We start from the raw sequence: 17,979 nt of genomic DNA on the forward strand, positions 1-17,979 counted from the left end.
GTGACGAAGTACGGGCTCAGGTAGCCGCGGTCGAACTGCATGCCTTCGACGACTTCGAGCTCGGTTTCAGCGGTCTTGGCTTCTTCGACGGTGATGACACCTTCGTTGCCGACCTTCTGCATGGCATCGGCGATGTACTGGCCAACATCCGTCTCGCCATTGGCCGAGATCGTACCCACCTGGGCGATTTCTTCCGACGTGCTGATCGTCTTGGCCTTGGAAAGCAGGTCCTTGACGACAGCGGCAACGGCAAGATCGATGCCGCGCTTCAGGTCCATCGGGTTCATGCCGGCTGCAACGGCCTTGCCGCCTTCGCGAACGATGGCCTGCGCAAGAACGGTAGCGGTCGTGGTGCCGTCGCCGGCAATGTCGTTGGTCTTCGAAGCAACTTCTCGGACCATCTGGGCGCCCATGTTTTCGAACTTGTCATCCAGTTCGATCTCTTTGGCGACGGCGACGCCATCCTTGGTGATGCGTGGCGCGCCGAAGGACTTGTCGATAACGACGTTGCGGCCTTTTGGACCAAGCGTGACCTTCACCGCATCGGCGAGAATATCGACACCGCGCAGCAGCTTTTCGCGCGCATCACGGCCGAATATGATTTGTTTGGCAGACATGGAAACCTCCCGGGCTGATCGCCCAATGATCATTATAAAACAGAATAGGGATGCGGTCGACGATCAGGCGATAATGCCCATCACATCCGCTTCCTTCATGATCAGCAGATCCTCACCGTTGATCTTGATCTCGGTGCCGGACCACTTGCCGAACAGGATGCGATCGCCGGCCTTGACGTCGAGCGGGACGACCTTGCCGGACTCGTCACGAGCGCCGGTGCCGACGGCGACGATTTCGCCTTCCTGCGGCTTTTCCTTGACCGTGTCAGGAATGATGATGCCGCCCTTGGTCTTGGCTTCAGCCTCGATCCGGCGCACGACGACGCGGTCGTGTAACGGCCGAAAATTAATCTCTGTCATTGTGGGGTTCCTCGACGGGATCGCAGCCGAATGGCCAATCCCGATGAACCGTTTTAGCAGTCTTACGTTGAGAGTGCTAGTGAGATTCGTGTTTTGGTAGAATCCGAGAGCGTGATCTCCACCGGGCCTTGAATGACTGCCGATCGGTGGGGCCCACTTGTTTAAAATCTTTTGGATCTTATTTAAATTTTTTAAGGATCGAACGTCTGGCGTCGATGGAATTCGAAACCGGAATAGTTGCGGTCGCCATGCGAACCTCGTGCACCAAGAAGAGCTCAAATCTGCCTGATATCGGCCACCCAAGGAGACGCGATATGATCGAGTTCCGGAAAAAGAGTGAAAACGAAGTCAGATCTGCCGAGATAGAAGCAAGTCTGAAGAAACTGGACGCGGAAATGGCCTCCCCGAACATCAAGGAAGTCAAGCATGAAGAGCTCTCAAAACTCCGCGACCAGCTGACCATCGAGCAGGCAGCAATAAGAGAGCCAACCAAGCGCGTTTGAGAATGGAAGGCTTCGCGGCAGCCTGATCGCCGCGAATGGGCTCCAGATGACCTCGACTTCGTCCTTGCCCGTTTATGGATGGATGAGCATTTTCCGGCTTAGCTCCGGAAGGTGGCGTTAAGCAGCGCCCTATCCCGGAAACGGCTCCAGCGTCCCGAACCAGGCGACGAGCGCGACAACGACAATGGCAATGACCATCTCCCCTACGGTCCCCGCCGCCAGCGCTTTCCCGGCAGCATGAGACCGCCCCATGCGCGGCACCAGCCCATAACGGTTGAAGACGGCAATCAGCATCATCAGCAAGGCAAGCGCGATCTTCAGGGAAAGCAGCCGCTGATACGGCAGGCTCCAGTCAAGCGGCAAGCCGCCGATGATCAGCAGACTATTGGCAACCCCGGATAAAATGACCAGGGCCACCGCGACATGCCCCGCCGTCGAGAAGCGGATCAACGCTGTCAGGGCATCCGCCCCTGCCGCGCTATCACCAAGCCGGGAAAGCACGAGCGCCACGGGGATCAGCGCCCCGACCCAGGCGCCGCCCGACAGCACATGCACCATGTCGTTCGCCCGGTGCAGCACCCGCAGCCACCCGTCATTCATGGACGCATGGCCGGTCAGCGACAGGCCGCAGAGAAGAAGCGCGGAGACGACAGCCGTAGCGGCAACCTGCTGCCGTAACGGCAGCAATGTCACCGCCAGGAGAAGTGCGGCAAACACCGCCTGCCAGGCCCAGGCAGTGCCGACGGAGGTTCCCGTCAGCACTGAAGTCATCACATCCCCATCCAGCCCATCCGCCCAGCCATTGCCGAGCATGGCGCAGCGCACCGGCAGCAGCACCAGCGTCACGAGGACAGCCAGTGCCACCACGGCAACACGCACGGCCCGGAGCTTCACCCAGATGCAGCCGCTCAAGCCCTCGGGCACGAGCAGCCACAGATAGGCGGCGCTGCCCCAGAGAAACAGGACAGCCCCGTCGAAGACGAAACGGCAGCCGATGTTGGCGGTATCAGGTGTCATCAGGGCTTTACGGTGAAGGTGAAGTTGCCCTCTGTCTTGTGCCCATCGGTCGAAAGCACATGCCAGTCGACCGTATAGCTGCCGGGAGCGAGCTTATCAGACACCGGCACCATCAGCACCTTGCCGCCATCCTCGAGCATGGTGTCGCCGAGTTTGATCTCTATCTTGTCCGGCCCGGTGACGGTGACGCCGCTGAACTTGAGGTTCAGTTCCTCGGTGAAGGTGAGATCGAGTTCGCTGAGGGACGCGACGGCGGCCTTGTCGGCTGGAGCGGAGCTTTTCAGATGCGCATGCGCAAAGGCCTGGCCGGCAAGCGCGATGCTTGCGATGGCGGCGACGGAGAGAATGCGGGTCAGTTGAGACATCAGATCATGCCTTTCGGTTTCATTGGGACAGGCGATGGCGTTTGGCCCTTGCCTGGTTAGACAGTCGGAGAGCGGATTTATTCCGGGCGATGCTGCAATTTGCTGCTGGGGTTTGCGCTTTGTGCGGAGGAACGTCATCTCACAGCCCTCCGCCGAGCAACACATCACGGATCTTCGCCAGCGCCTCATCCCGATCCGTGCCATACGGAATCAACCCCTTCAGCCGCCCATCGGCGCCGATCATCAGCAGCGAAACCGTGTGGCTCATGTGATAATTGCCGTCTTCGCTCGGCAGCTTCGACGCATGGATGAACCAGCCGTCGGAGACCTTCCTCATCTCCGCCGGCTCACCGGTAATGCCCGTGATGCGGCTGGAGAAGGCGGTGACGTAGTCATGCATCACTTCTCGCGTGTCGCGCTCCGGATCGATCGAGAAGAAATAGGCCTTCAGCGCCCTGCCCTGATCGCCGAGCGTCACCAGCCAGTCGGCCACCTCGTAGAGCGTCGTCGGGCAGGCCTCCGGGCAATGGGTATAGCCGAAATAGACGAGCGCCGGATGCCCCCGGAAGATCGACTGGTCGACCGCATTGCCCCTGTCGTCGACGAGAGAAAAATGCGTGTTGAAAGGCCCGGTGCGCGGCTCCGAAAGATAGAGCGACACCATCAACGCGACGAGCGCGCCGACGAAGACCGCACTTGCGGCAAAGCCTGAAATGGCAAGGGTGCGCGCGCTCATTGGCCATGCCCCTCATGGCCGCCCTGACCGGCATCACCAGCCTCGCCCGCCATCATGACGGTGCCTTCGAAGCTCGCAAACAGCGCCAGCACTTTGGGGTCGAGCCTCGCTTCAGCCTCCGCGAGATCCGCCGCCAGCGCCTTGGCATCGTCAGCCGAAAGCCCGGCCTTCTCCAGCGCCGCCGCTTGCCTGATCCCATCACCGCTGCAGAGAAAGACGCTCCAGCCATGATGGCCCTTCTTCAACAGCGCTCGTCCGCCCCGCCCATCCTGCTGCCAGCCGGCGATCGCCCAGTCATTCCTGACGACCACGGGCAGAATGGTCAGCGGCTTGTCCGGCCGCTCGAACATCGTCTTCAGCGTCGCGGGAATGGCCTCTTCAGGCGGTGGCCCCGACATGTCCATGCCTTCCATCCCAGGCATATCCATCGCCCCATGGTCCATGCCACCGGCTCCACCGACATCATCCAGCGGCCCAGCGATCTTGCCGACGGCGAAATCGACCGTGATCTCACCAGCCTTCTCGAAGCTCAGCACCGCCCGGATCGTCTCGCCCTGCTTGAAGGGTTTGATCACGTCCTGGAACATCAGGTGGTAGTTCGGCGCAAGCGTCACCGTCTGCCCGGCCGGAATGGCAAGCCCGCCCTTCAGCTCACGCATGGTCATGATGCCATTTGCCATGGTCATCTGGTGCAGTTGCACGGTCTTTGCCCGATCCGAGCTTGCGGCAACAAGCCGGTCCGGCTCGCTGCCACTATTGGTGATAACAAGATAACCGTCGCCAACCTTGGCGCCCGGCACCATGGAATGTGAGGCCGCATGGTCGATCCTGATCGTCGGCTCCTGCGCCACCGCAGCCGTCGCAATCATCAGGCCCACGAAGAGAGAAACAATCGTCTTCATCATCATCCCCTCCTCAGGCAAAGGCGCGCTTCAGCGGCGGCACGAAGCGGATCACCATCTGGTCGAAGGCGATCATCACCAGGATCACCAATCCGCTCATCGGAAAGGCGATGGCGAAGGCGAGCACAATGGTCCAGAGCCCGAGATAGACCGAGCGTCGCGGCGGCATGGGCGGCACTCCGAGCCTTCCGGCCGGCCGCCGCTTCCACCACATGACGATGCCGGTTACGCAGGAGAGGATGATGACGAGGCAGGTCGCCAGCATCAGCAACTGGTTGAAGAGCCCGAATTCCTGGCCCTGATGCACGTTGATGCCCCATTCGATCGCCCGGCCGAAAAAGGGATACTGCCCGAAGGAGAGATCGATGAGCGGTTTGCCGGAATATTGGTCGATATGAAGCGTGCGCTCGTTGGTGAGATCGTCAGGATAGACCGCCGCCGTATAAACGCCCGTCTCGCCGCCGGGAATGGCAAGATCGAAACCCGGCGCCATGCCAAGACCCCGCGCAATCTCCACCGCCTTGTCAAGCCCGATCGGCTTCTTCGACTGCGCCGCCGCAATCTCCGACAGCGGCACTGGCGCCTTCTCGACGATCCAGCCGGCCTTGGGAAGAATATCCTCCGTCACCTTCTGCGATTTCGGCACGGCATCCCACAGCTGCACCGGATAGCCGAGATCGTGGCTCGTCAGCCAGGCGTTGGCATTGGCGCCCCAATAGCCGGACCAGGGCATGCCCGTCATCGCCATGAAGAAGATCAGGATACCGGCGAAGGCACCGGTCACCGCATGGAGATCGCGCCAGAAGACCCGCCGCGAAGGCGTGCCGCGCACGGTTACCACCCCACCCGTCTGCCGCCGCGGCCACCAGAGATAGATGCCGGTCACGACCAGCACCATGGCAAAGCCGCCCGTGATCTCGATCAGCTTGTTGGGCAAGCCGCCGAACAACGCAAGGCTGTGGATGCGCTTGACGACATAGTTGAACTCCTCGGTGGAGCCCACCGTATCAAGCACCTTGCCGTCATAGGGATTGACGAAAACCAGCGTCTGGCCGGCATCCGAAGACACGGTTACGATCGCTGACCGGTCGAGCCCGGCCGGGTCCCTGTAGGAGCTCGCAACCGAGCCCGGAACAGCAGCCGCCGCTATATCGGCAATCTTCTGCGGCGACAGCGCCTCGCCGGCGGGCTCGACGATATAACGATAGGCAAAGACCGTATCGTTGATCTCGTCCTTGAAGAGATAAAGCGAGCCGGTAATGGCGAGATTGAGCAGGAAGGGAATGACCAGCAGGCCGGCAAAAAAGTGCCAGCGCCAGATGGCGCGATAGAGCGAAACGCCTGGTACGGCGTTCTCTGCCGCCTCAGTGGCAGTGGTGATAGACATGAAAGTGGATCCGAATCCTCGGCCGGCGGCGTCAATGCGGCCCGGCCATGATTGCAAGACGCATCACGGCCTTGGCCGCAATGCGGGTTCAGGCAAGGATCGGGTTTGCAGGCGGGGCGCGCGGCCCGGTATTCGGCGGGAAAAGCTGGCGATGGAAAGCCTCCACGCGGCGCGGCAGCTCCACCTTGAACGTAAAGCCGATGCGCGCACCGGTGATATCGGCCGGCTGCGGCAGCACCACGGAAGCGCCGATGCGGCAGGCTTCGCACGGATTGAGATGCGCAATCTTGCCATGCTCCTTGCCGTGGTCGTCGACAACGGTGACGCAGAGCGTTGGAAGCGTGCCGTCGGGCAGCACATATTGGGCAAGCGCCGCAGGGCTCAGAGCATCTTCGGCAGCTGCTGGAACCTGATGCACAAGACCGACGAAGACGAGCGCGATGGTGCACAGAATGCGCACCAGCCATTGCTCGATCCTGTCCAGACGATGTTGCATCGTTCCCCTGCGCCGCGAGGCCCCTACCTCGGTATTGAATCCGTGATAGCGGCATCTCGCGCAAAGCTCAATGCGACATTCATGACCAGACGACGGATCATAGCGGCTCAGGCAGCCGGATTGAATGGTGACGGATGGGACGGAAGCAAGGTCGCCCCATCCGTCGAAATCCCGCTACACGCATCCACGTCGGTCAGATGCGCCAGTTCCATCTGGGCCTTGAGGCCAGCCGGTCGCCCGAGTTAAGCGCGATCGAAGGCGGCGCGGTTTTGCTCGACGAAAGCCTCCACCGTCATTGGCGGCGTTCCCGTGAACTGCTCGATGACGTCGTTGGTGCCCGCAAAGACGCCGTTGCGGCAGTCCTCGGCGATGCACAGGAAGTGCTGGATGATGAAATCGTCAAGGCCGAAACTCTTCAGGCGCGCCGTATAGGCTTCGGCAGTCGCCGGCCGGTAGCCGATCTTGCGGCCGAGCACTTCGCTCATCCTTGCGGCGATCTCCGCCTCGCTGAGCTCCACCGGACCGAACAGCGGATAGATCTTGCCAGCGTGTTCGGCCGGGTTTTCCAGCATGGCCGCAATCAGCCGCGCCTGGTCCTCGCCAGTAACAGGCGCATGCCTCCCCTCGCCATAGGGCAGCTCGATCACGCCCTCACTGGCAATGACGTCGCTCACCCAGGGGAATGTCAGCCATTCGGAGAAGAAGGTCGGGCGGATATGGGCGGTCGGCACACCCGACCAGTCCAGCACGCGCTCGGCGACCCAATGGTTGCGGGCAGCATGGCTTTTCGCCACCTCGCGCGCCGAAATCTGCGACATGTTGACTATGAGCTCCAGCTTTGCCCGCCGTGCGGCATCGGCAAAATAGGCCGTCACATCGATGAGATCCGGGCGGATCGGATAGCAGAGATAGGCGGCATTCACGCCCGCGACCGCGCTGATGACGGCATCATGATCGGTGAGGTCACCGACCACGACCTCCGCCCCTGCCGCAGCGAGTGCTTGAGAACGCGCATCTTCCTTATGCACGAGCGCGCGTACCTTGTGGCCCTTTTCCAGGAGGATGCGGGTCGTATGCTTGCCGGTTTTACCTGTGGCTCCGGTCACGAGATAGGTCTTGGACATGGTCTTCTCCAGTTGTGAAAAGGGCGCAGGATTCCACCGGAGCGAACCACAAGGCTCGCCCGTTACAAATCGCCCGCCCTTGAAATTTAGATTACGAGTGACATCTAATTAGATGTTGGTTACAATCTAAATTGTCAAGGTGCGGGAGACCGGAAATGCGAAAATCAAACGAGGAAGCGGCAAGGACGCGCCAGACCATCGTCGCCACCGCAGCCGACGAGATCAGGCGTTCGGGCATTGCTGAAGCAAGCGTCGCCGACATCATGGCCGCTGCCGGCCTGACACCGGGCGGCTTCTACCGCCACTTCGAAAGCAAGGATCATCTGGTCGCCGAAGCGCTGGAAAAGGCGGGAGATCAGGTCGCCGGAAGCATGCGCAAAGTGCGCGACGAGGCCAGCTTCGACGATGTCGTCAACGCCTATATCGACGGCACCCGGGCCGGCGGCAAAGCCGTGCCCTCCTGCCCCATCTCCTCCCTCGGCAGCGAGCTCGCCCGCTCCGGCCCAGAGACGCGTGAAGCTGCCACCAAAGTGATCGAAGACATGTTCTCCGTCTTCAGCTCTGGCCCCGCCGGTACCAAGGCCAGCCGCCGCAAGGGAATGGCCGCCTTCGCCACGCTGGTGGGCTCACTGACTTTGGCGCGTATTGTGACCGATGAAGAGATGGCGGATGAGATTCTTGATGTAGCCCGGCAGAAGCTGCACCGGGCGGAGTGACCCCGCTCATTGGACACTCTTGCGAATCGCATAAGTGTATGCTTATGTGTTGTCATGATGGAACACGATATTTTTCGCGCGCTCGCCGACCCGACCCGCCGCACGATCTTCGAGAAGCTGGCGAACGGCAGCATGAATGCCAGCGCGCTTCGCCAGGGCATGGATATCAGCCAGCCGGCCATGTCCCAGCATCTCGCCGTGCTGCGTTCGGCACGGCTGGTGCGCGAACAGAAGGAGGGCCGTTTCGTGAATTACGAGGTCGATCCCGAGGGGCTCACCCTCATCGCCCAATGGCTGGCGAAATATCGCGCCTACTGGCCAGCCCGCATCGATGCTCTCAAGCTCTTGCTGAAGGATATGGACCAATGAACGAGGTGAAGACCGAGATACAGACCAAGCAACAAACCGGCTTCGAACAGAGATACGAGCTGGATGCGCCGCCGGAAAAGGTCTGGCGTGCGATCAGCATCGCCGATTTTCGCGAGAGATGGCTGCCGAAGGAAGCGCTTGCCGATCCGCAATCGCTCTCCGAAACACCGGGAAAGGAGGTTCGCTACAGATTGCGCGACGACAGCCCGCCCTTCCTGGAAAGCATCGTCACCTTCGCGATCGCACCGAATGCATCGGGCGGGACCAGCCTGCGGATCGTCCACGAGTTGACTGGTGACACTTTCGAGCGGCTTTCGAGATCGGTCGCCAACAGCAACAGCCAGACTATGATGCTCGCCGCCTGACGCGGCAGGCCTTCCCGCTTATCAATTCTGAAAGATTGGAGTTCGCCGATGCGCGAAGCGATGCAACTCGTCCCCATGGTCGTCGAACAATCCTCCCGAGGGGAGCGATCCTTCGACATCTATTCCCGCCTCCTGCGCGAGCGGATCATCTTTCTGAACGGCGAGATCAACGACGGCGTGTCCGCCCTCGTCTGCGCCCAGCTTCTGTTCCTGGAGGCCGAAAATCCCAAGAAACCGATCAACCTCTACATCAATTCGCCGGGCGGCGTCGTGACCAGCGGTTTTGCCATGTACGACACGATGCGTTTCATCCGCGCGCCGGTGCACACGCTCTGCATGGGAACGGCCCGCTCCATGGGCTCCTTCCTGCTGATGGCCGGCCAGCCGGGAGAGCGATATGCCCTTCCGAATGCCAGCATCCTCATCCACCAGCCCCTCGGCGGCTTCCAGGGCCAGGCGTCCGATATGCTGATCCATGCCGAGGAAATCAGGAAGACGAAGCAGCTCATGACGCGGCTCTACGCCGAACATTGCGGCCGATCCTATGACGAGTTCGAGCAGGCCATGGATCGCGATCGTTTCATGACGGCGCAGGAAGCCCTGGAATGGGGCCTGATCGACCGCATCCTGCAGGAGCGTGAAGAGATGGCGGACGCGCTACCGCAATAGTCCCTGATGTCACGGACCACGACCACCTTGCGAGATCAGCCGTCCCTGCCCTAAATAAGTGAGCGACACCTCATAGTTGCCCACCACTCCTGAAGGCAGGTCAGAAATGAAACGCCATGATTTCGATGATCTCGCCGCCTTCGTCATCGTCGCCGAGGAGCGCAGCTTCACCAAGGCCGCCGCCCGCCTCGGCATTTCCTCCTCCGGTCTCAGCCACATGATGCGCCAGTTGGAGGAGCGGCTCGGCATGCGGCTTCTTGCCCGCACCACCCGCAGCGTGGCCACCACGGAGGCCGGCGAGCGCCTGCTTCTCACCCTCCAGCCCGCCTTTGCCGAGATCAACCGCGGCCTGCAGGAACTCGGCAATCTCCGGGAAAAACCCTCCGGCACAGTACGCATCACCGCAGGCAAACATGCCGCCACCGCGCTCGTCATGCCCATCCTGCCGGAATTCCACCGCACCTATCCCGAAATCAAGGTCGAGTTGATCGTCGGCGACCGTTTCGAGGATATCGTCGCCTCGCGTTTCGATGCCGGCATCCGCTTCGGCGAGCGCATCGACAAGGATATGATCGGCCTGCGCATCGGCCCGGATATCCGCGCCGCCGTCGTCGGCTCTCCCGATTATTTCGCCCGCTACCCGCAGCCGAAGACGCCCCACGATCTCGCCGATCATGATTGCGTCACCTATTACATGGCTTCGTTCGGCGGCGCCTACGCCTGGGAATTCGAGGAGGATGGCCGCGACATCGAGGTGAAGGTGTCGGGCAGCTTCATGGTCAATGATTCCGACATGATGATCGAGGCTGCGCTTTCAGGTTCCGGCCTCGTCTATGCCTTCGAGGATTTCACCGAGCAGCATGTCGCCAGCGGCCGGCTGATCCGCGTGCTGGAGGATTACTGCAAGCCCTTCAGCGGCTACTCCCTCTATTATCCGAGCCGGCGACAGATGCCGCCGGCCCTTTCGGTGTTCATCGAGGCGCTGCGCGCCATCCCGAAGCGGTCAGGATATCAAGCTGCCTGAGCCACAGGCATCGTCGCCATGTCGATGACGAAACGGTAGCGCACGTCACCGCGCTCCAGCCGCTCGAAGGCTTTGGCGATGTCCCCCATGGCGATCATCTCGCATTCCGGCAGGATGTTCTTGCGGCCGCAGAAATCCAGCATCTCCTGCGTCTCCTTGATACCGCCGCTCGGCGTGCCGGCAATGCGCCGGCGCCCCATGATCAGCGGCAGGTTGCTGAATTTGGGCGTATCGACCAGCGAGCCGGCGATGACCAGTGTCCCGTCGGTATCAAGCGTGTTGAGATATGGGGTGAGATCGTGCTCGTAAGGCACTGTATCGATGATAAGATCGAAGGCGAAGGCGGCAGCCGCCATCTGCTCGGCATCGGTCGACAGCAGCACCTTGTCGGCGCCGAGCGCATGGGCCGTATCGACCTTGCCTTCCGAGCGAGTCAGCACCGTCACTTCAGCGCCGAGCGCAGAGGCGAATTTCACGGCCAGATGCCCGAGCCCGCCAAGCCCGATCACGCCCACCCGGCTGCCGGGGCCGACATTCCAGGTGCGCAGCGGCGAATAGGTGGTGATGCCGGCGCAGAGCAGCGGCCCGACGCGCGACAGATCCAGCCCATCGGGAACGCTGAGCACGAATTCCTCGCGCACGACGATATGATCGGAATAACCGCCATAGGTCGTCTCGCCGGTCACCCGGTCCTGGCCGTTATAGGTGACGGTGACGCCCTTGTAGCACATCTGCTCTTCGTTGCGGCGGCAGTTGGGGCACTCCATGCAGCTGTCGACGATCGTGCCGACGGCAACATTGTCGCCGACCTTGAAGCGCGACACGCTGCTGCCAATGGCAGAAACACGCCCGACGATCTCGTGGCCGGGTACCACGGGATAGACCGAAAATCCCCAGTCGTTGCGCGACATGTGCAGGTCCGTATGGCAGACACCGCAATAGAGAATATCGATCGCCACGTCCTCGGGACGCAATTCCCGGCGATCGAAGGAGAAAGGTTGCAACGGCGTGTTCGCATCGGTTGCGGCAAATCCTGATGTTCTCAATGGCTTATCCCTCGCAATGCTGTTGAAAGCTGACGGGCAGCAGAAGCTGCACCGAAGGGATATAGCGTCCACGGACTATCCGAATTAGACGAGGCAGGCGGGATAGGCTTGTGAGCCGGGCTCAGCAATCGATTATCAATGCGCATATGGCGGTGGGATCAGCGCTTGCGCACCGCCATCCGATGAAAAAGCCGGCCAAACATCAAACGAGGCCAGCCCGATGCGTAGATTCAAAGAGTTAGAGCGCCGTGCGTCCGAATGGACGCACGGCGCTCTGGTTTCTCAAAAATCCGACAGCCAGGGCTGGACAGGGCAAACGTAACTTTATAACAACGGGAATGTAATGTTATTACATTAAAGGAAGTTTCATGTCCCGGCGCCTTTTCGCTATCTTCGCAGTCGCCACCGCGCTCACATCCGCCGCCTTGCCATCGGCTTCCCGCGCCGAGGAGGAACAGCAGGAAAGCTGGCGGCTTTTCGTGGCTGATCACAGCCTGCCGGTCGTCCACGCCATCGACCTTGCAAGCGGTAGACAGATCGGTCGCTTCGATCTCGAAGGTTATGCCGCCTTGTCGCTGAGCGACACCGGGCGCACGGTCTTTGCCGTCCAGGGCGAAGAGAATGTCGTTCATGCCATCGATACCGGCATTGCCCTTTCCGATCATGGGGAGCATCGCGATCTCGAGGTGGCGCCGCCGAAGCTGATCGGCACGACGATAAAGGGCGAGAAGCCCGGTCATGTGGTGACGCATGGCGATGACGTGGCGATCTTCTACGATCGCACCGACCGCTTTGATCTCTTGAAAGAAAGCAGCTTGCTGCAGGAAAAGCCGGAGCCGAAGGCTGTCGATACCATCGCCGCCCATCACGGCGTCGCGGTGCCGATGGGTAATCACCTGCTGGTTTCGGTGCCGAACATGCAGGCGCCGGTCAAGGAGGGCGAACTGCCGCCGCGCCTTGGCCTGCGGGTGCTCGATCGTGATGGTCGGCAGATCGGCGATGTCGCGCCCTGCTCCGGCCTGCATGGCGAGGCGACCTCTGCTCGTCTCGTCGCCTTCGGTTGTGAGGAAGGCGTGCTCGTTGCGCGTCCGGGCGGCGCGGAAGGCCCCACGGTCGAGATGCTCGCCTATGGCGTGTCGCTGCCGCGGGGCAAGGTCTCGACGCTGCTCGGCGGCCGCTCCATGCAGTTCTTCCTCGGCAATTACGGGGAGGACAAGCTGGTGCTGATCGATCCTGACAATACGGACGCGCCTTACCGCATCATCGACCTTCCGACGCGGCGCGTCGATTTTGTACTCGATCCGGCAAAGTTCCAGAATGCCTATATCCTCACAGAAGATGGCAGGCTGCATCTGCTCGATACGGTAAAGGGCGAGATCGTCAGATCGGAAACCGTCACAGAGCCCTACAGCAAGGACGGCCATTGGCGCGATCCGCGTCCTCGGCTGGCCGTGGCCGGCGATGATATCGCCATCACCGATCCTCGCCACAGCCTGATCCGCCTTGTCAGTAGCGAAACACTGAAGGAAACGCGCACGATCCCCGTCGAGGGCCAGCCTTTCACGCTGGTCGCCGCCGGCGGCTCGGGCACCAGTCACTGAGCCTGTTGGCCGACCATACTTCGCATTCCCCACGCTTGACGTAGCCCATGGCGGCGTCATAGATCGGGGTGACGGTTCCCCGAGGAAGACTCCAAGGGGATTAATAGGGAACACGGTGCGGACGACCCAATAGGGACCAAGACCGTGGCTGCCCCCGCAACTGTAAGCGGATTGCCGGTTATATCCGGAATGAATGCCTCGTCGTTCATTCCAGGAAATCACCGGCGAGCTGGTCATATCGGGAGTGATCGCTTGCGATCATCTCCGCCGGCCTCAGGGCCATGCCACTGCGCGCGAGCGCGGGAAGGCAGATGACCGGCTGACATCCGCGAGCCAGGAGACCTGCCGTCAATCGCAATCCAATCAGCCAGGCGGGGATGCCTGGACAAGGAGCAGATATGATTGACCTTATTTCCTGCCGCTTGCCGCACGCGATCCGTCCCGATTGGACCACCCGCCGCTAGCCCTCCCTCCACGCTTTGCTCACGCATCTGCGCGCGCCGGCGTCTGCTAGCCCTTTTCCTTCCGATCGAGAGTTTCCAATGCGCCAGATTATTCCAGGCTTTTCCCTTGCGCTCGGGCTCGCCAGCCTTTGCCTGGCCGGCCTTGCAGCACCCGCCTTCGCCGCCACCCAATATCCCCTCACCCTCAGCAATTGCGGCCAGAAGGTCACTTTCGAAAAAGCCCCGGCCAAGATCGTTTCGATCGGCCAGGGCATGACCGAAGTGCTCTTCTCGCTCGGCCTTGCCGACAAGATCGCCGGCACCGCCGTCTGGGTCGGCCCGGTCCTGCCGCAATATGCCGAGGCCAACAGCAAGATCAGACGGCTGGCCGATAATGATCCGAGCTTCGAATCCGTCGTCGGTGCCGAGCCCGATCTGGTGGCCGCCGAATTCGAATGGCATGTCGGCGCCCAAGGCTCCGTCGGCAAGCAATTTGGGGATCTCGGCATCAACACCTATATCGCGCCGGCCGATTGCGTCGCCAAGATCAACACCGATGGCGGAGACGGCGTGCGCAAGGAGCTGTTCACGATGGACCTGATCTATCAGGAAATCGCCGAACTCTCCGAAATCTTCGACGTGAACGACCGCGGCGATGCACTGATCGCCGACCTGAAGAAACGCGAGGCCGCGGCCGTCGCCTCCGTTTCAGGCGCTGCAGCCAAGAACCTGCCTGTCGTCTTCTGGTTCTCCAGCAAGGAAGTGAAAGGCGATGCCTTCATCGCCGGCAAGAACAGCGCCCCTGCCTACATCCTGAAGGCACTCGGCGCGAAGAACGTCGTGACGACTGAGGAAGAATGGCCCCTCGTCGGCTGGGAAACGATTGCTCAGGCCAATCCCGCCGTCATCGTCATCGCCACCATGGACCGCCGCCGCTATGCCGCCGACGATCCCAAGGTGAAGGTGGATTTCCTGGAAAACGATCCGGTCACAAGGGAGCTCGATGCCGTCAAAAACAAGCGCTTCATCATGATGGACGCGCAGTCGATGAACCCGACGATCCGCACGATCAACGGCATCGAAATCCTGGCAAAGGGCATCGCCGCCTCCGGTCTGGCGCAGTGAGCCAGGCTGCCTTGCCACAGAGACGATGGTGGGTGCTTGCCACGCTCACCATCGCCGCCTTCATCCTGCTCGGTATCATGATCAGTCTCGCCGTCTCGATCGGCGAGATATCGATCCCGCTCGCCACCACGGCAAAGGCGGTCTCCAACCGCCTGTTCGGCACGGCATTCGAACTCAGCCGCATCCACCAGGGCATCGTCTGGGATTACCGCCTCAGCCGCGCGCTGGTGGCGGCCAGTGCCGGCGCGTCGCTGGCGCTTTGCGGCACGGTGCTGCAGGCCCTGCTGCGCAATCCGCTCGCCGAACCCTATGTGCTCGGCATTTCCGCCGGCGCCTCCACCGGCGCCGTCTGCGTCATGATCCTAGGCCTCGGCTATGGCGTGCTCGGCATTTCCGGCGGCGCCTTCATCGGCGCCGTCGTCGCCTTTCTTCTGGTCGGCATTCTGGCGGCGGGCGCGGGTGGCACCAGCGAGCGCATCATTCTCTGCGGCGTGGCGGGCTCGCAGCTCTTCAATGCGCTGACGTCCTATATCGTCACAACCTCGGCCAATGCCGAACAGGCGCGCGGCGTGCTTTTCTGGCTGCTCGGCTCGCTTTCCGGCGTGCGCTGGCCGGATGTCTATCTCTCCGTGCCGGTCGCGCTGACAGGCTTGATCGTCTGTCTTGCCCATGTGCGCGCCCTCGATGCCTTTGCCTTCGGCACGGATGCCGCAGCCTCCCTCGGCATCGCCGTGCGCCGCGTGCAGTTCACCCTGCTCGGCGTGACAGCGGCGATGACGGCAGGCGTGGTCAGCATGGTCGGTTCCATCGGCTTCGTCGGTCTCGTCATTCCCCATGCCGCCCGCTTCCTCGTCGGCCCCGCGCATGGCCGCCTGCTGCCGGCGACTGCGCTTGGCGGAGCGATCTTCATGGTCGGCGCCGACATCGTCTCGCGCATCATCATTCCCCAACAGATCTTGCCGATCGGCGTCGTCACCGCGCTCTTCGGCGCACCGGCCTTTGCCATCATCCTCTATCGCGTGCGGAGAAGCGCATGAGCATATCAGTCGACAAGGTCACCTATGCCGCCGGCAATACCGTCATCGTCAACGGCATCAGCATATCAGTCGAAAAGGGCAAGGTGCTCGGCCTGCTCGGGCCGAACGGTTCCGGCAAATCGAGCCTGCTACGCCTGATCTGCCGGCTGCGGCAGGTCAAAAGCGGCGTCATCCGCCTCGGCGACGACGATGTCTCCGGCCTCTCGCGCGCTGCCCTTGCCCGCCGCATCGCCTTGGTCGAGCAGCAGTCGACGACCGACACGCAGCTCACCGTGCGCGATATCGTCCGCCTCGGCCGCACCCCGCATCGCGGCCTCATCGCCTCCTGGGGACCCGATGACGATGCCGCCGTTGCGGAAGCACTCGCCCGCGTCGACATGACCGCGCGCGCCGGCCAGCTCTGGCAGACGCTGTCAGGCGGCGAACGCCAGCGCGTGCATATCGCCAGAGCCCTGGCGCAAACGCCGAGCGAACTCCTGCTCGACGAACCGACCAACCATCTCGATATCCAGCATCAACTCGATATCCTGGCGCTGGTCGCCAGACTCGGCCTCACCTCCATCATCGCGCTCCACGATCTCAATCTGGCGGCGATGTTCTGCGATCACCTGGCCGTGCTGCAGAAGGGCGAGGTCGTGGCCGCAGGCACGCCCGAGGAGGTGCTGACCGAAGCCTTGATCGCCCGCGTCTTCGGCGTGCGCGCCCATATCGAAAGATCGGCCGTGCATGGCCGCACACATATCCAGTATCGGATGGGCTGAGAGATGGATGGCGTAAATTTCGATCTGAAGGAAGAGATCCGCGACTACTGGTCGAAACGCTCGGAAACCTTCGATCTCGCCTTCGGCCACAAGATCGCCCCCGGCCCGGAGGCAGATGCCTGGCAGAAACCGATCCGCGATACCCTCGGCCCTGAGCCCAAACACGTGCTGGAACTTGCCTGCGGCACCGGCGAAGTGACGCGCCTGATCCACGATCTCGGCCATGACGTTACCGCGCTCGATTTCTCCGAAGCGATGCTGAAGGTTGCCCGCGCCAAACACGCCGGCAAGGAGCGCCTGCGCTTCATCTTGGCGGACGCCGAAAACACCCTGGAGCCGGATGCGCATTACGACGCGATCATCTGCCGCCACCTCGTCTGGACGCTGACGCGGCCGGAAGAAAGTTTTGCCGAGTGGTTCCGCATCCTCAAACCCGGCGGCCTTCTGCTCTTCTTCGATGGCGACTGGGCAAGCCCGAAACCGACCGGCCGCATCGCCAGCCTGCTGATCTCCTGGATCGACCGTTTCATCGGCGCCGACAGCAACTATGATGGCGCGCTCAGCACCCGCCATGCCCGCATCATGTCAGCCCTGCCCTTCGGCTCCGGCCTGCGCCCCGACATGCTACTGCCGCTCCTGAGACCGGCAGGCTTTACAGGCATCGAACTACACTCCCACGCCCCGATCGCCCGGGCGCAGAGGAAGAATGCCAACCTCAGAAATAAGCTTAGAACGCTGGTCTACCGCCGTTTCATCCTGACCTGCCGGCGGCCCTGATACTTCGAATGGGGGCCGACCGGTCAGCCGCTGCCTACCAGTTGCCAGGATCGGCAGTATGATCAACAGCGGCGAATTCGTCCGCCTTAGCCCGATCCAGTGTCACAGTTCTCGTCCTCTTCGTCTCGTCCGCGACCAGATAGCGAAGCGGTGCCGCGTCCTTGGCAAGCTCCTGATAGACGAGAAGCGCGGCCTCCTCGGCGGTATCGGCCTCGATCTCTCGCGTGATGGACACAGTGAACTTCTGCATGGCTTCGGGCCTTCTCGATCGTCGCGGGCATGGGCGCAATGTCCACCGCCTGACAATAAGCGCAGAGCCGAATAGTTCAAGCTGCCCCTGCCCTCAACGATCAGCCGCCACAGACGGAAGCCATTGGCAGCGGCCGGCTTTGAGCGGCGTACCGTCGTGGCAATGGGAGACGGTGATCAAGGAGGCCACATGACAGAACGGCGGCGCTAATATTCGCCCTGTTGACCCAAAAGAACTGTCGGCACCTATTTGAACATCTCAGGCGAATAGGTGCCGTCGCTGTTCAATA

The 17,979-nt window shown here is 61.7% G+C and carries 22 protein-coding genes and 1 riboswitch; of the genes, 11 read left to right on the forward strand and 11 right to left on the reverse strand.

Annotated features, from left to right (window positions below; translation table 11 throughout):
- Window positions 1-617: TCP-1/cpn60 chaperonin family protein (locus J2X71_RS27510; RefSeq protein WP_310387147.1), on the reverse strand; the 617-nt coding region annotated here is incomplete at its 3' end.
- 63 nt (window positions 618-680) lie between these two features.
- Complete coding sequence (gene groES, locus J2X71_RS27515) at window positions 681-977, reverse strand: co-chaperone GroES (protein WP_113321375.1); 297 nt, start codon at window positions 975-977, stop codon at window positions 681-683.
- A 314-nt stretch (window positions 978-1,291) separates the two neighbouring features.
- Between groES and J2X71_RS27520 the strand changes: the two genes are divergently transcribed.
- Window positions 1,292-1,480: a hypothetical protein gene (locus tag J2X71_RS27520; protein WP_037110174.1), complete on the forward strand. Its 189-nt coding sequence runs from the start codon at window positions 1,292-1,294 to the stop codon at window positions 1,478-1,480.
- A gap of 129 nt (window positions 1,481-1,609) precedes the next feature.
- Here the strand turns inward: J2X71_RS27520 and copD are convergent, their stop codons facing one another.
- The 7 genes from copD to J2X71_RS27555 form a co-directional block, all read right to left on the reverse strand.
- Window positions 1,610-2,497 (reverse strand): copper homeostasis membrane protein CopD, encoded by an 888-nt coding sequence (gene copD, locus J2X71_RS27525; RefSeq protein WP_310387152.1) that lies wholly within the window; start codon window positions 2,495-2,497, stop codon window positions 1,610-1,612.
- Entirely contained in the window at window positions 2,497-2,862 is a 366-nt protein-coding gene (gene copC / locus J2X71_RS27530; protein WP_310387154.1) for a copper homeostasis periplasmic binding protein CopC, read from the reverse strand. Before copC ends, copD begins: the two co-directional genes overlap by 1 nt.
- A gap of 139 nt (window positions 2,863-3,001) precedes the next feature.
- Complete coding sequence (locus J2X71_RS27535) at window positions 3,002-3,598, reverse strand: SCO family protein (RefSeq protein ID WP_310387156.1); 597 nt, start codon at window positions 3,596-3,598, stop codon at window positions 3,002-3,004.
- The gene (locus tag J2X71_RS27540) at window positions 3,595-4,503 is read right to left on the reverse strand and encodes a copper uptake system-associated protein (RefSeq protein WP_310387158.1); all 909 of its coding nucleotides are present in this window, start codon (window positions 4,501-4,503) and stop codon (window positions 3,595-3,597) included. The genes J2X71_RS27535 and J2X71_RS27540 overlap by 4 nt, the downstream gene beginning before the upstream one ends.
- Before the next feature lie 10 nt (window positions 4,504-4,513).
- Window positions 4,514-5,887, reverse strand: a complete 1,374-nt coding sequence (locus tag J2X71_RS27545) for a PepSY domain-containing protein (RefSeq protein WP_310387160.1) — start codon at window positions 5,885-5,887, stop codon at window positions 4,514-4,516.
- An 88-nt stretch (window positions 5,888-5,975) separates the two neighbouring features.
- Window positions 5,976-6,383 carry a hypothetical protein gene (locus J2X71_RS27550; RefSeq protein WP_310387162.1) on the reverse strand — a complete coding sequence of 136 codons (408 nt, stop codon included), beginning with the start codon at window positions 6,381-6,383 and terminating at the stop codon, window positions 5,976-5,978.
- Between the two features lie 242 nt (window positions 6,384-6,625).
- Complete coding sequence (locus J2X71_RS27555; RefSeq protein WP_310387163.1) at window positions 6,626-7,507, reverse strand: NmrA family NAD(P)-binding protein; 882 nt, start codon at window positions 7,505-7,507, stop codon at window positions 6,626-6,628.
- 155 nt (window positions 7,508-7,662) lie between these two features.
- Between J2X71_RS27555 and J2X71_RS27560 the strand changes: the two genes are divergently transcribed.
- The 5 genes from J2X71_RS27560 to J2X71_RS27580 all read left to right on the forward strand — a co-directional run bounded on the left by J2X71_RS27560 (window position 7,663) and on the right by J2X71_RS27580 (window position 10,650).
- The gene (locus J2X71_RS27560) at window positions 7,663-8,223 is read left to right on the forward strand and encodes a TetR/AcrR family transcriptional regulator (RefSeq protein WP_310387165.1); all 561 of its coding nucleotides are present in this window, start codon (window positions 7,663-7,665) and stop codon (window positions 8,221-8,223) included.
- Window positions 8,224-8,277: 54 nt separating this feature from the next.
- Window positions 8,278-8,592, forward strand: coding sequence for a helix-turn-helix transcriptional regulator (locus tag J2X71_RS27565; protein ID WP_113321365.1), 315 nt, complete (start codon window positions 8,278-8,280; stop codon window positions 8,590-8,592).
- Window positions 8,589-8,957: a hypothetical protein gene (locus tag J2X71_RS27570; protein WP_310387167.1), complete on the forward strand. Its 369-nt coding sequence runs from the start codon at window positions 8,589-8,591 to the stop codon at window positions 8,955-8,957. Before J2X71_RS27565 ends, J2X71_RS27570 begins: the two co-directional genes overlap by 4 nt.
- A gap of 48 nt (window positions 8,958-9,005) precedes the next feature.
- Entirely contained in the window at window positions 9,006-9,626 is a 621-nt protein-coding gene (locus J2X71_RS27575) for an ATP-dependent Clp protease proteolytic subunit (RefSeq protein ID WP_310387169.1), read from the forward strand.
- A 106-nt stretch (window positions 9,627-9,732) separates the two neighbouring features.
- The gene (locus tag J2X71_RS27580; protein ID WP_310387170.1) at window positions 9,733-10,650 is read left to right on the forward strand and encodes a LysR family transcriptional regulator; all 918 of its coding nucleotides are present in this window, start codon (window positions 9,733-9,735) and stop codon (window positions 10,648-10,650) included.
- Here the strand turns inward: J2X71_RS27580 and J2X71_RS27585 are convergent.
- Window positions 10,638-11,696, reverse strand: a complete 1,059-nt coding sequence (locus tag J2X71_RS27585; RefSeq protein WP_310387172.1) for an NAD(P)-dependent alcohol dehydrogenase — start codon at window positions 11,694-11,696, stop codon at window positions 10,638-10,640. The two genes, J2X71_RS27580 and J2X71_RS27585, sit on opposite strands and share 13 nt — an antisense overlap.
- Window positions 11,697-12,064: 368 nt before the next feature.
- On the opposite strand from J2X71_RS27585, the gene J2X71_RS27590 reads away from it, so the two are divergent.
- The 5 genes from J2X71_RS27590 to J2X71_RS27610 all read left to right on the forward strand — a co-directional run bounded on the left by J2X71_RS27590 (window position 12,065) and on the right by J2X71_RS27610 (window position 17,440).
- The gene (locus J2X71_RS27590; RefSeq protein ID WP_310387174.1) at window positions 12,065-13,297 is read left to right on the forward strand and encodes a hypothetical protein; all 1,233 of its coding nucleotides are present in this window, start codon (window positions 12,065-12,067) and stop codon (window positions 13,295-13,297) included.
- Window positions 13,298-13,352: 55 nt separating this feature from the next.
- A riboswitch (cobalamin riboswitch) is annotated at window positions 13,353-13,662 on the forward strand.
- Between the two features lie 177 nt (window positions 13,663-13,839).
- Window positions 13,840-14,865: an ABC transporter substrate-binding protein gene (locus tag J2X71_RS27595; RefSeq protein ID WP_310387176.1), complete on the forward strand. Its 1,026-nt coding sequence runs from the start codon at window positions 13,840-13,842 to the stop codon at window positions 14,863-14,865.
- 11 nt (window positions 14,866-14,876) lie between these two features.
- Entirely contained in the window at window positions 14,877-15,902 is a 1,026-nt protein-coding gene (locus J2X71_RS27600; protein ID WP_405049762.1) for a FecCD family ABC transporter permease, read from the forward strand.
- A complete protein-coding gene (locus J2X71_RS27605; protein ID WP_310387180.1) occupies window positions 15,899-16,663 on the forward strand; it encodes an ABC transporter ATP-binding protein in 765 nt (254 codons plus the stop codon). Before J2X71_RS27600 ends, J2X71_RS27605 begins: the two co-directional genes overlap by 4 nt.
- Before the next feature lie 3 nt (window positions 16,664-16,666).
- A complete protein-coding gene (locus tag J2X71_RS27610; protein ID WP_310387181.1) occupies window positions 16,667-17,440 on the forward strand; it encodes a methyltransferase domain-containing protein in 774 nt (257 codons plus the stop codon).
- A gap of 34 nt (window positions 17,441-17,474) precedes the next feature.
- Here the strand turns inward: J2X71_RS27610 and J2X71_RS27615 are convergent, their stop codons facing one another.
- Window positions 17,475-17,690, reverse strand: coding sequence for a hypothetical protein (locus tag J2X71_RS27615; protein ID WP_310387183.1), 216 nt, complete (start codon window positions 17,688-17,690; stop codon window positions 17,475-17,477).
- Between the last annotated feature and the right edge of the window lie 289 nt (window positions 17,691-17,979).

Origin of the sequence: Rhizobium sp. 1399 (assembly GCF_031455475.1) — a bacterium.
GTDB lineage: Bacteria > Pseudomonadota > Alphaproteobacteria > Rhizobiales > Rhizobiaceae > Rhizobium.

Coding starts and splice junctions, on each gene's coding strand:
- J2X71_RS27590 (WP_310387174.1), top strand. CDS start 12,065: ATGTCCCGGCGCCTTTTCGCTATCTTCGCAGTCGCCACCGCGCTCACA.
- J2X71_RS27520 (WP_037110174.1), top strand. CDS start 1,292: ATGATCGAGTTCCGGAAAAAGAGTGAAAACGAAGTCAGATCTGCCGAG.
- J2X71_RS27555 (WP_310387163.1), bottom strand. CDS start 7,507: ATGTCCAAGACCTATCTCGTGACCGGAGCCACAGGTAAAACCGGCAAG.
- J2X71_RS27615 (WP_310387183.1), bottom strand. CDS start 17,690: ATGCAGAAGTTCACTGTGTCCATCACGCGAGAGATCGAGGCCGATACC.
- J2X71_RS27580 (WP_310387170.1), top strand. CDS start 9,733: ATGAAACGCCATGATTTCGATGATCTCGCCGCCTTCGTCATCGTCGCC.
- groES (WP_113321375.1), bottom strand. CDS start 977: ATGACAGAGATTAATTTTCGGCCGTTACACGACCGCGTCGTCGTGCGC.
- J2X71_RS27535 (WP_310387156.1), bottom strand. CDS start 3,598: ATGAGCGCGCGCACCCTTGCCATTTCAGGCTTTGCCGCAAGTGCGGTC.
- J2X71_RS27575 (WP_310387169.1), top strand. CDS start 9,006: ATGCGCGAAGCGATGCAACTCGTCCCCATGGTCGTCGAACAATCCTCC.
- J2X71_RS27610 (WP_310387181.1), top strand. CDS start 16,667: ATGGATGGCGTAAATTTCGATCTGAAGGAAGAGATCCGCGACTACTGG.
- J2X71_RS27545 (WP_310387160.1), bottom strand. CDS start 5,887: ATGTCTATCACCACTGCCACTGAGGCGGCAGAGAACGCCGTACCAGGC.
- copD (WP_310387152.1), bottom strand. CDS start 2,497: ATGACACCTGATACCGCCAACATCGGCTGCCGTTTCGTCTTCGACGGG.
- J2X71_RS27560 (WP_310387165.1), top strand. CDS start 7,663: ATGCGAAAATCAAACGAGGAAGCGGCAAGGACGCGCCAGACCATCGTC.
- J2X71_RS27570 (WP_310387167.1), top strand. CDS start 8,589: ATGAACGAGGTGAAGACCGAGATACAGACCAAGCAACAAACCGGCTTC.
- J2X71_RS27565 (WP_113321365.1), top strand. CDS start 8,278: ATGATGGAACACGATATTTTTCGCGCGCTCGCCGACCCGACCCGCCGC.
- J2X71_RS27550 (WP_310387162.1), bottom strand. CDS start 6,383: ATGCAACATCGTCTGGACAGGATCGAGCAATGGCTGGTGCGCATTCTG.
- J2X71_RS27595 (WP_310387176.1), top strand. CDS start 13,840: ATGCGCCAGATTATTCCAGGCTTTTCCCTTGCGCTCGGGCTCGCCAGC.
- copC (WP_310387154.1), bottom strand. CDS start 2,862: ATGTCTCAACTGACCCGCATTCTCTCCGTCGCCGCCATCGCAAGCATC.
- J2X71_RS27540 (WP_310387158.1), bottom strand. CDS start 4,503: ATGATGAAGACGATTGTTTCTCTCTTCGTGGGCCTGATGATTGCGACG.
- J2X71_RS27605 (WP_310387180.1), top strand. CDS start 15,899: ATGAGCATATCAGTCGACAAGGTCACCTATGCCGCCGGCAATACCGTC.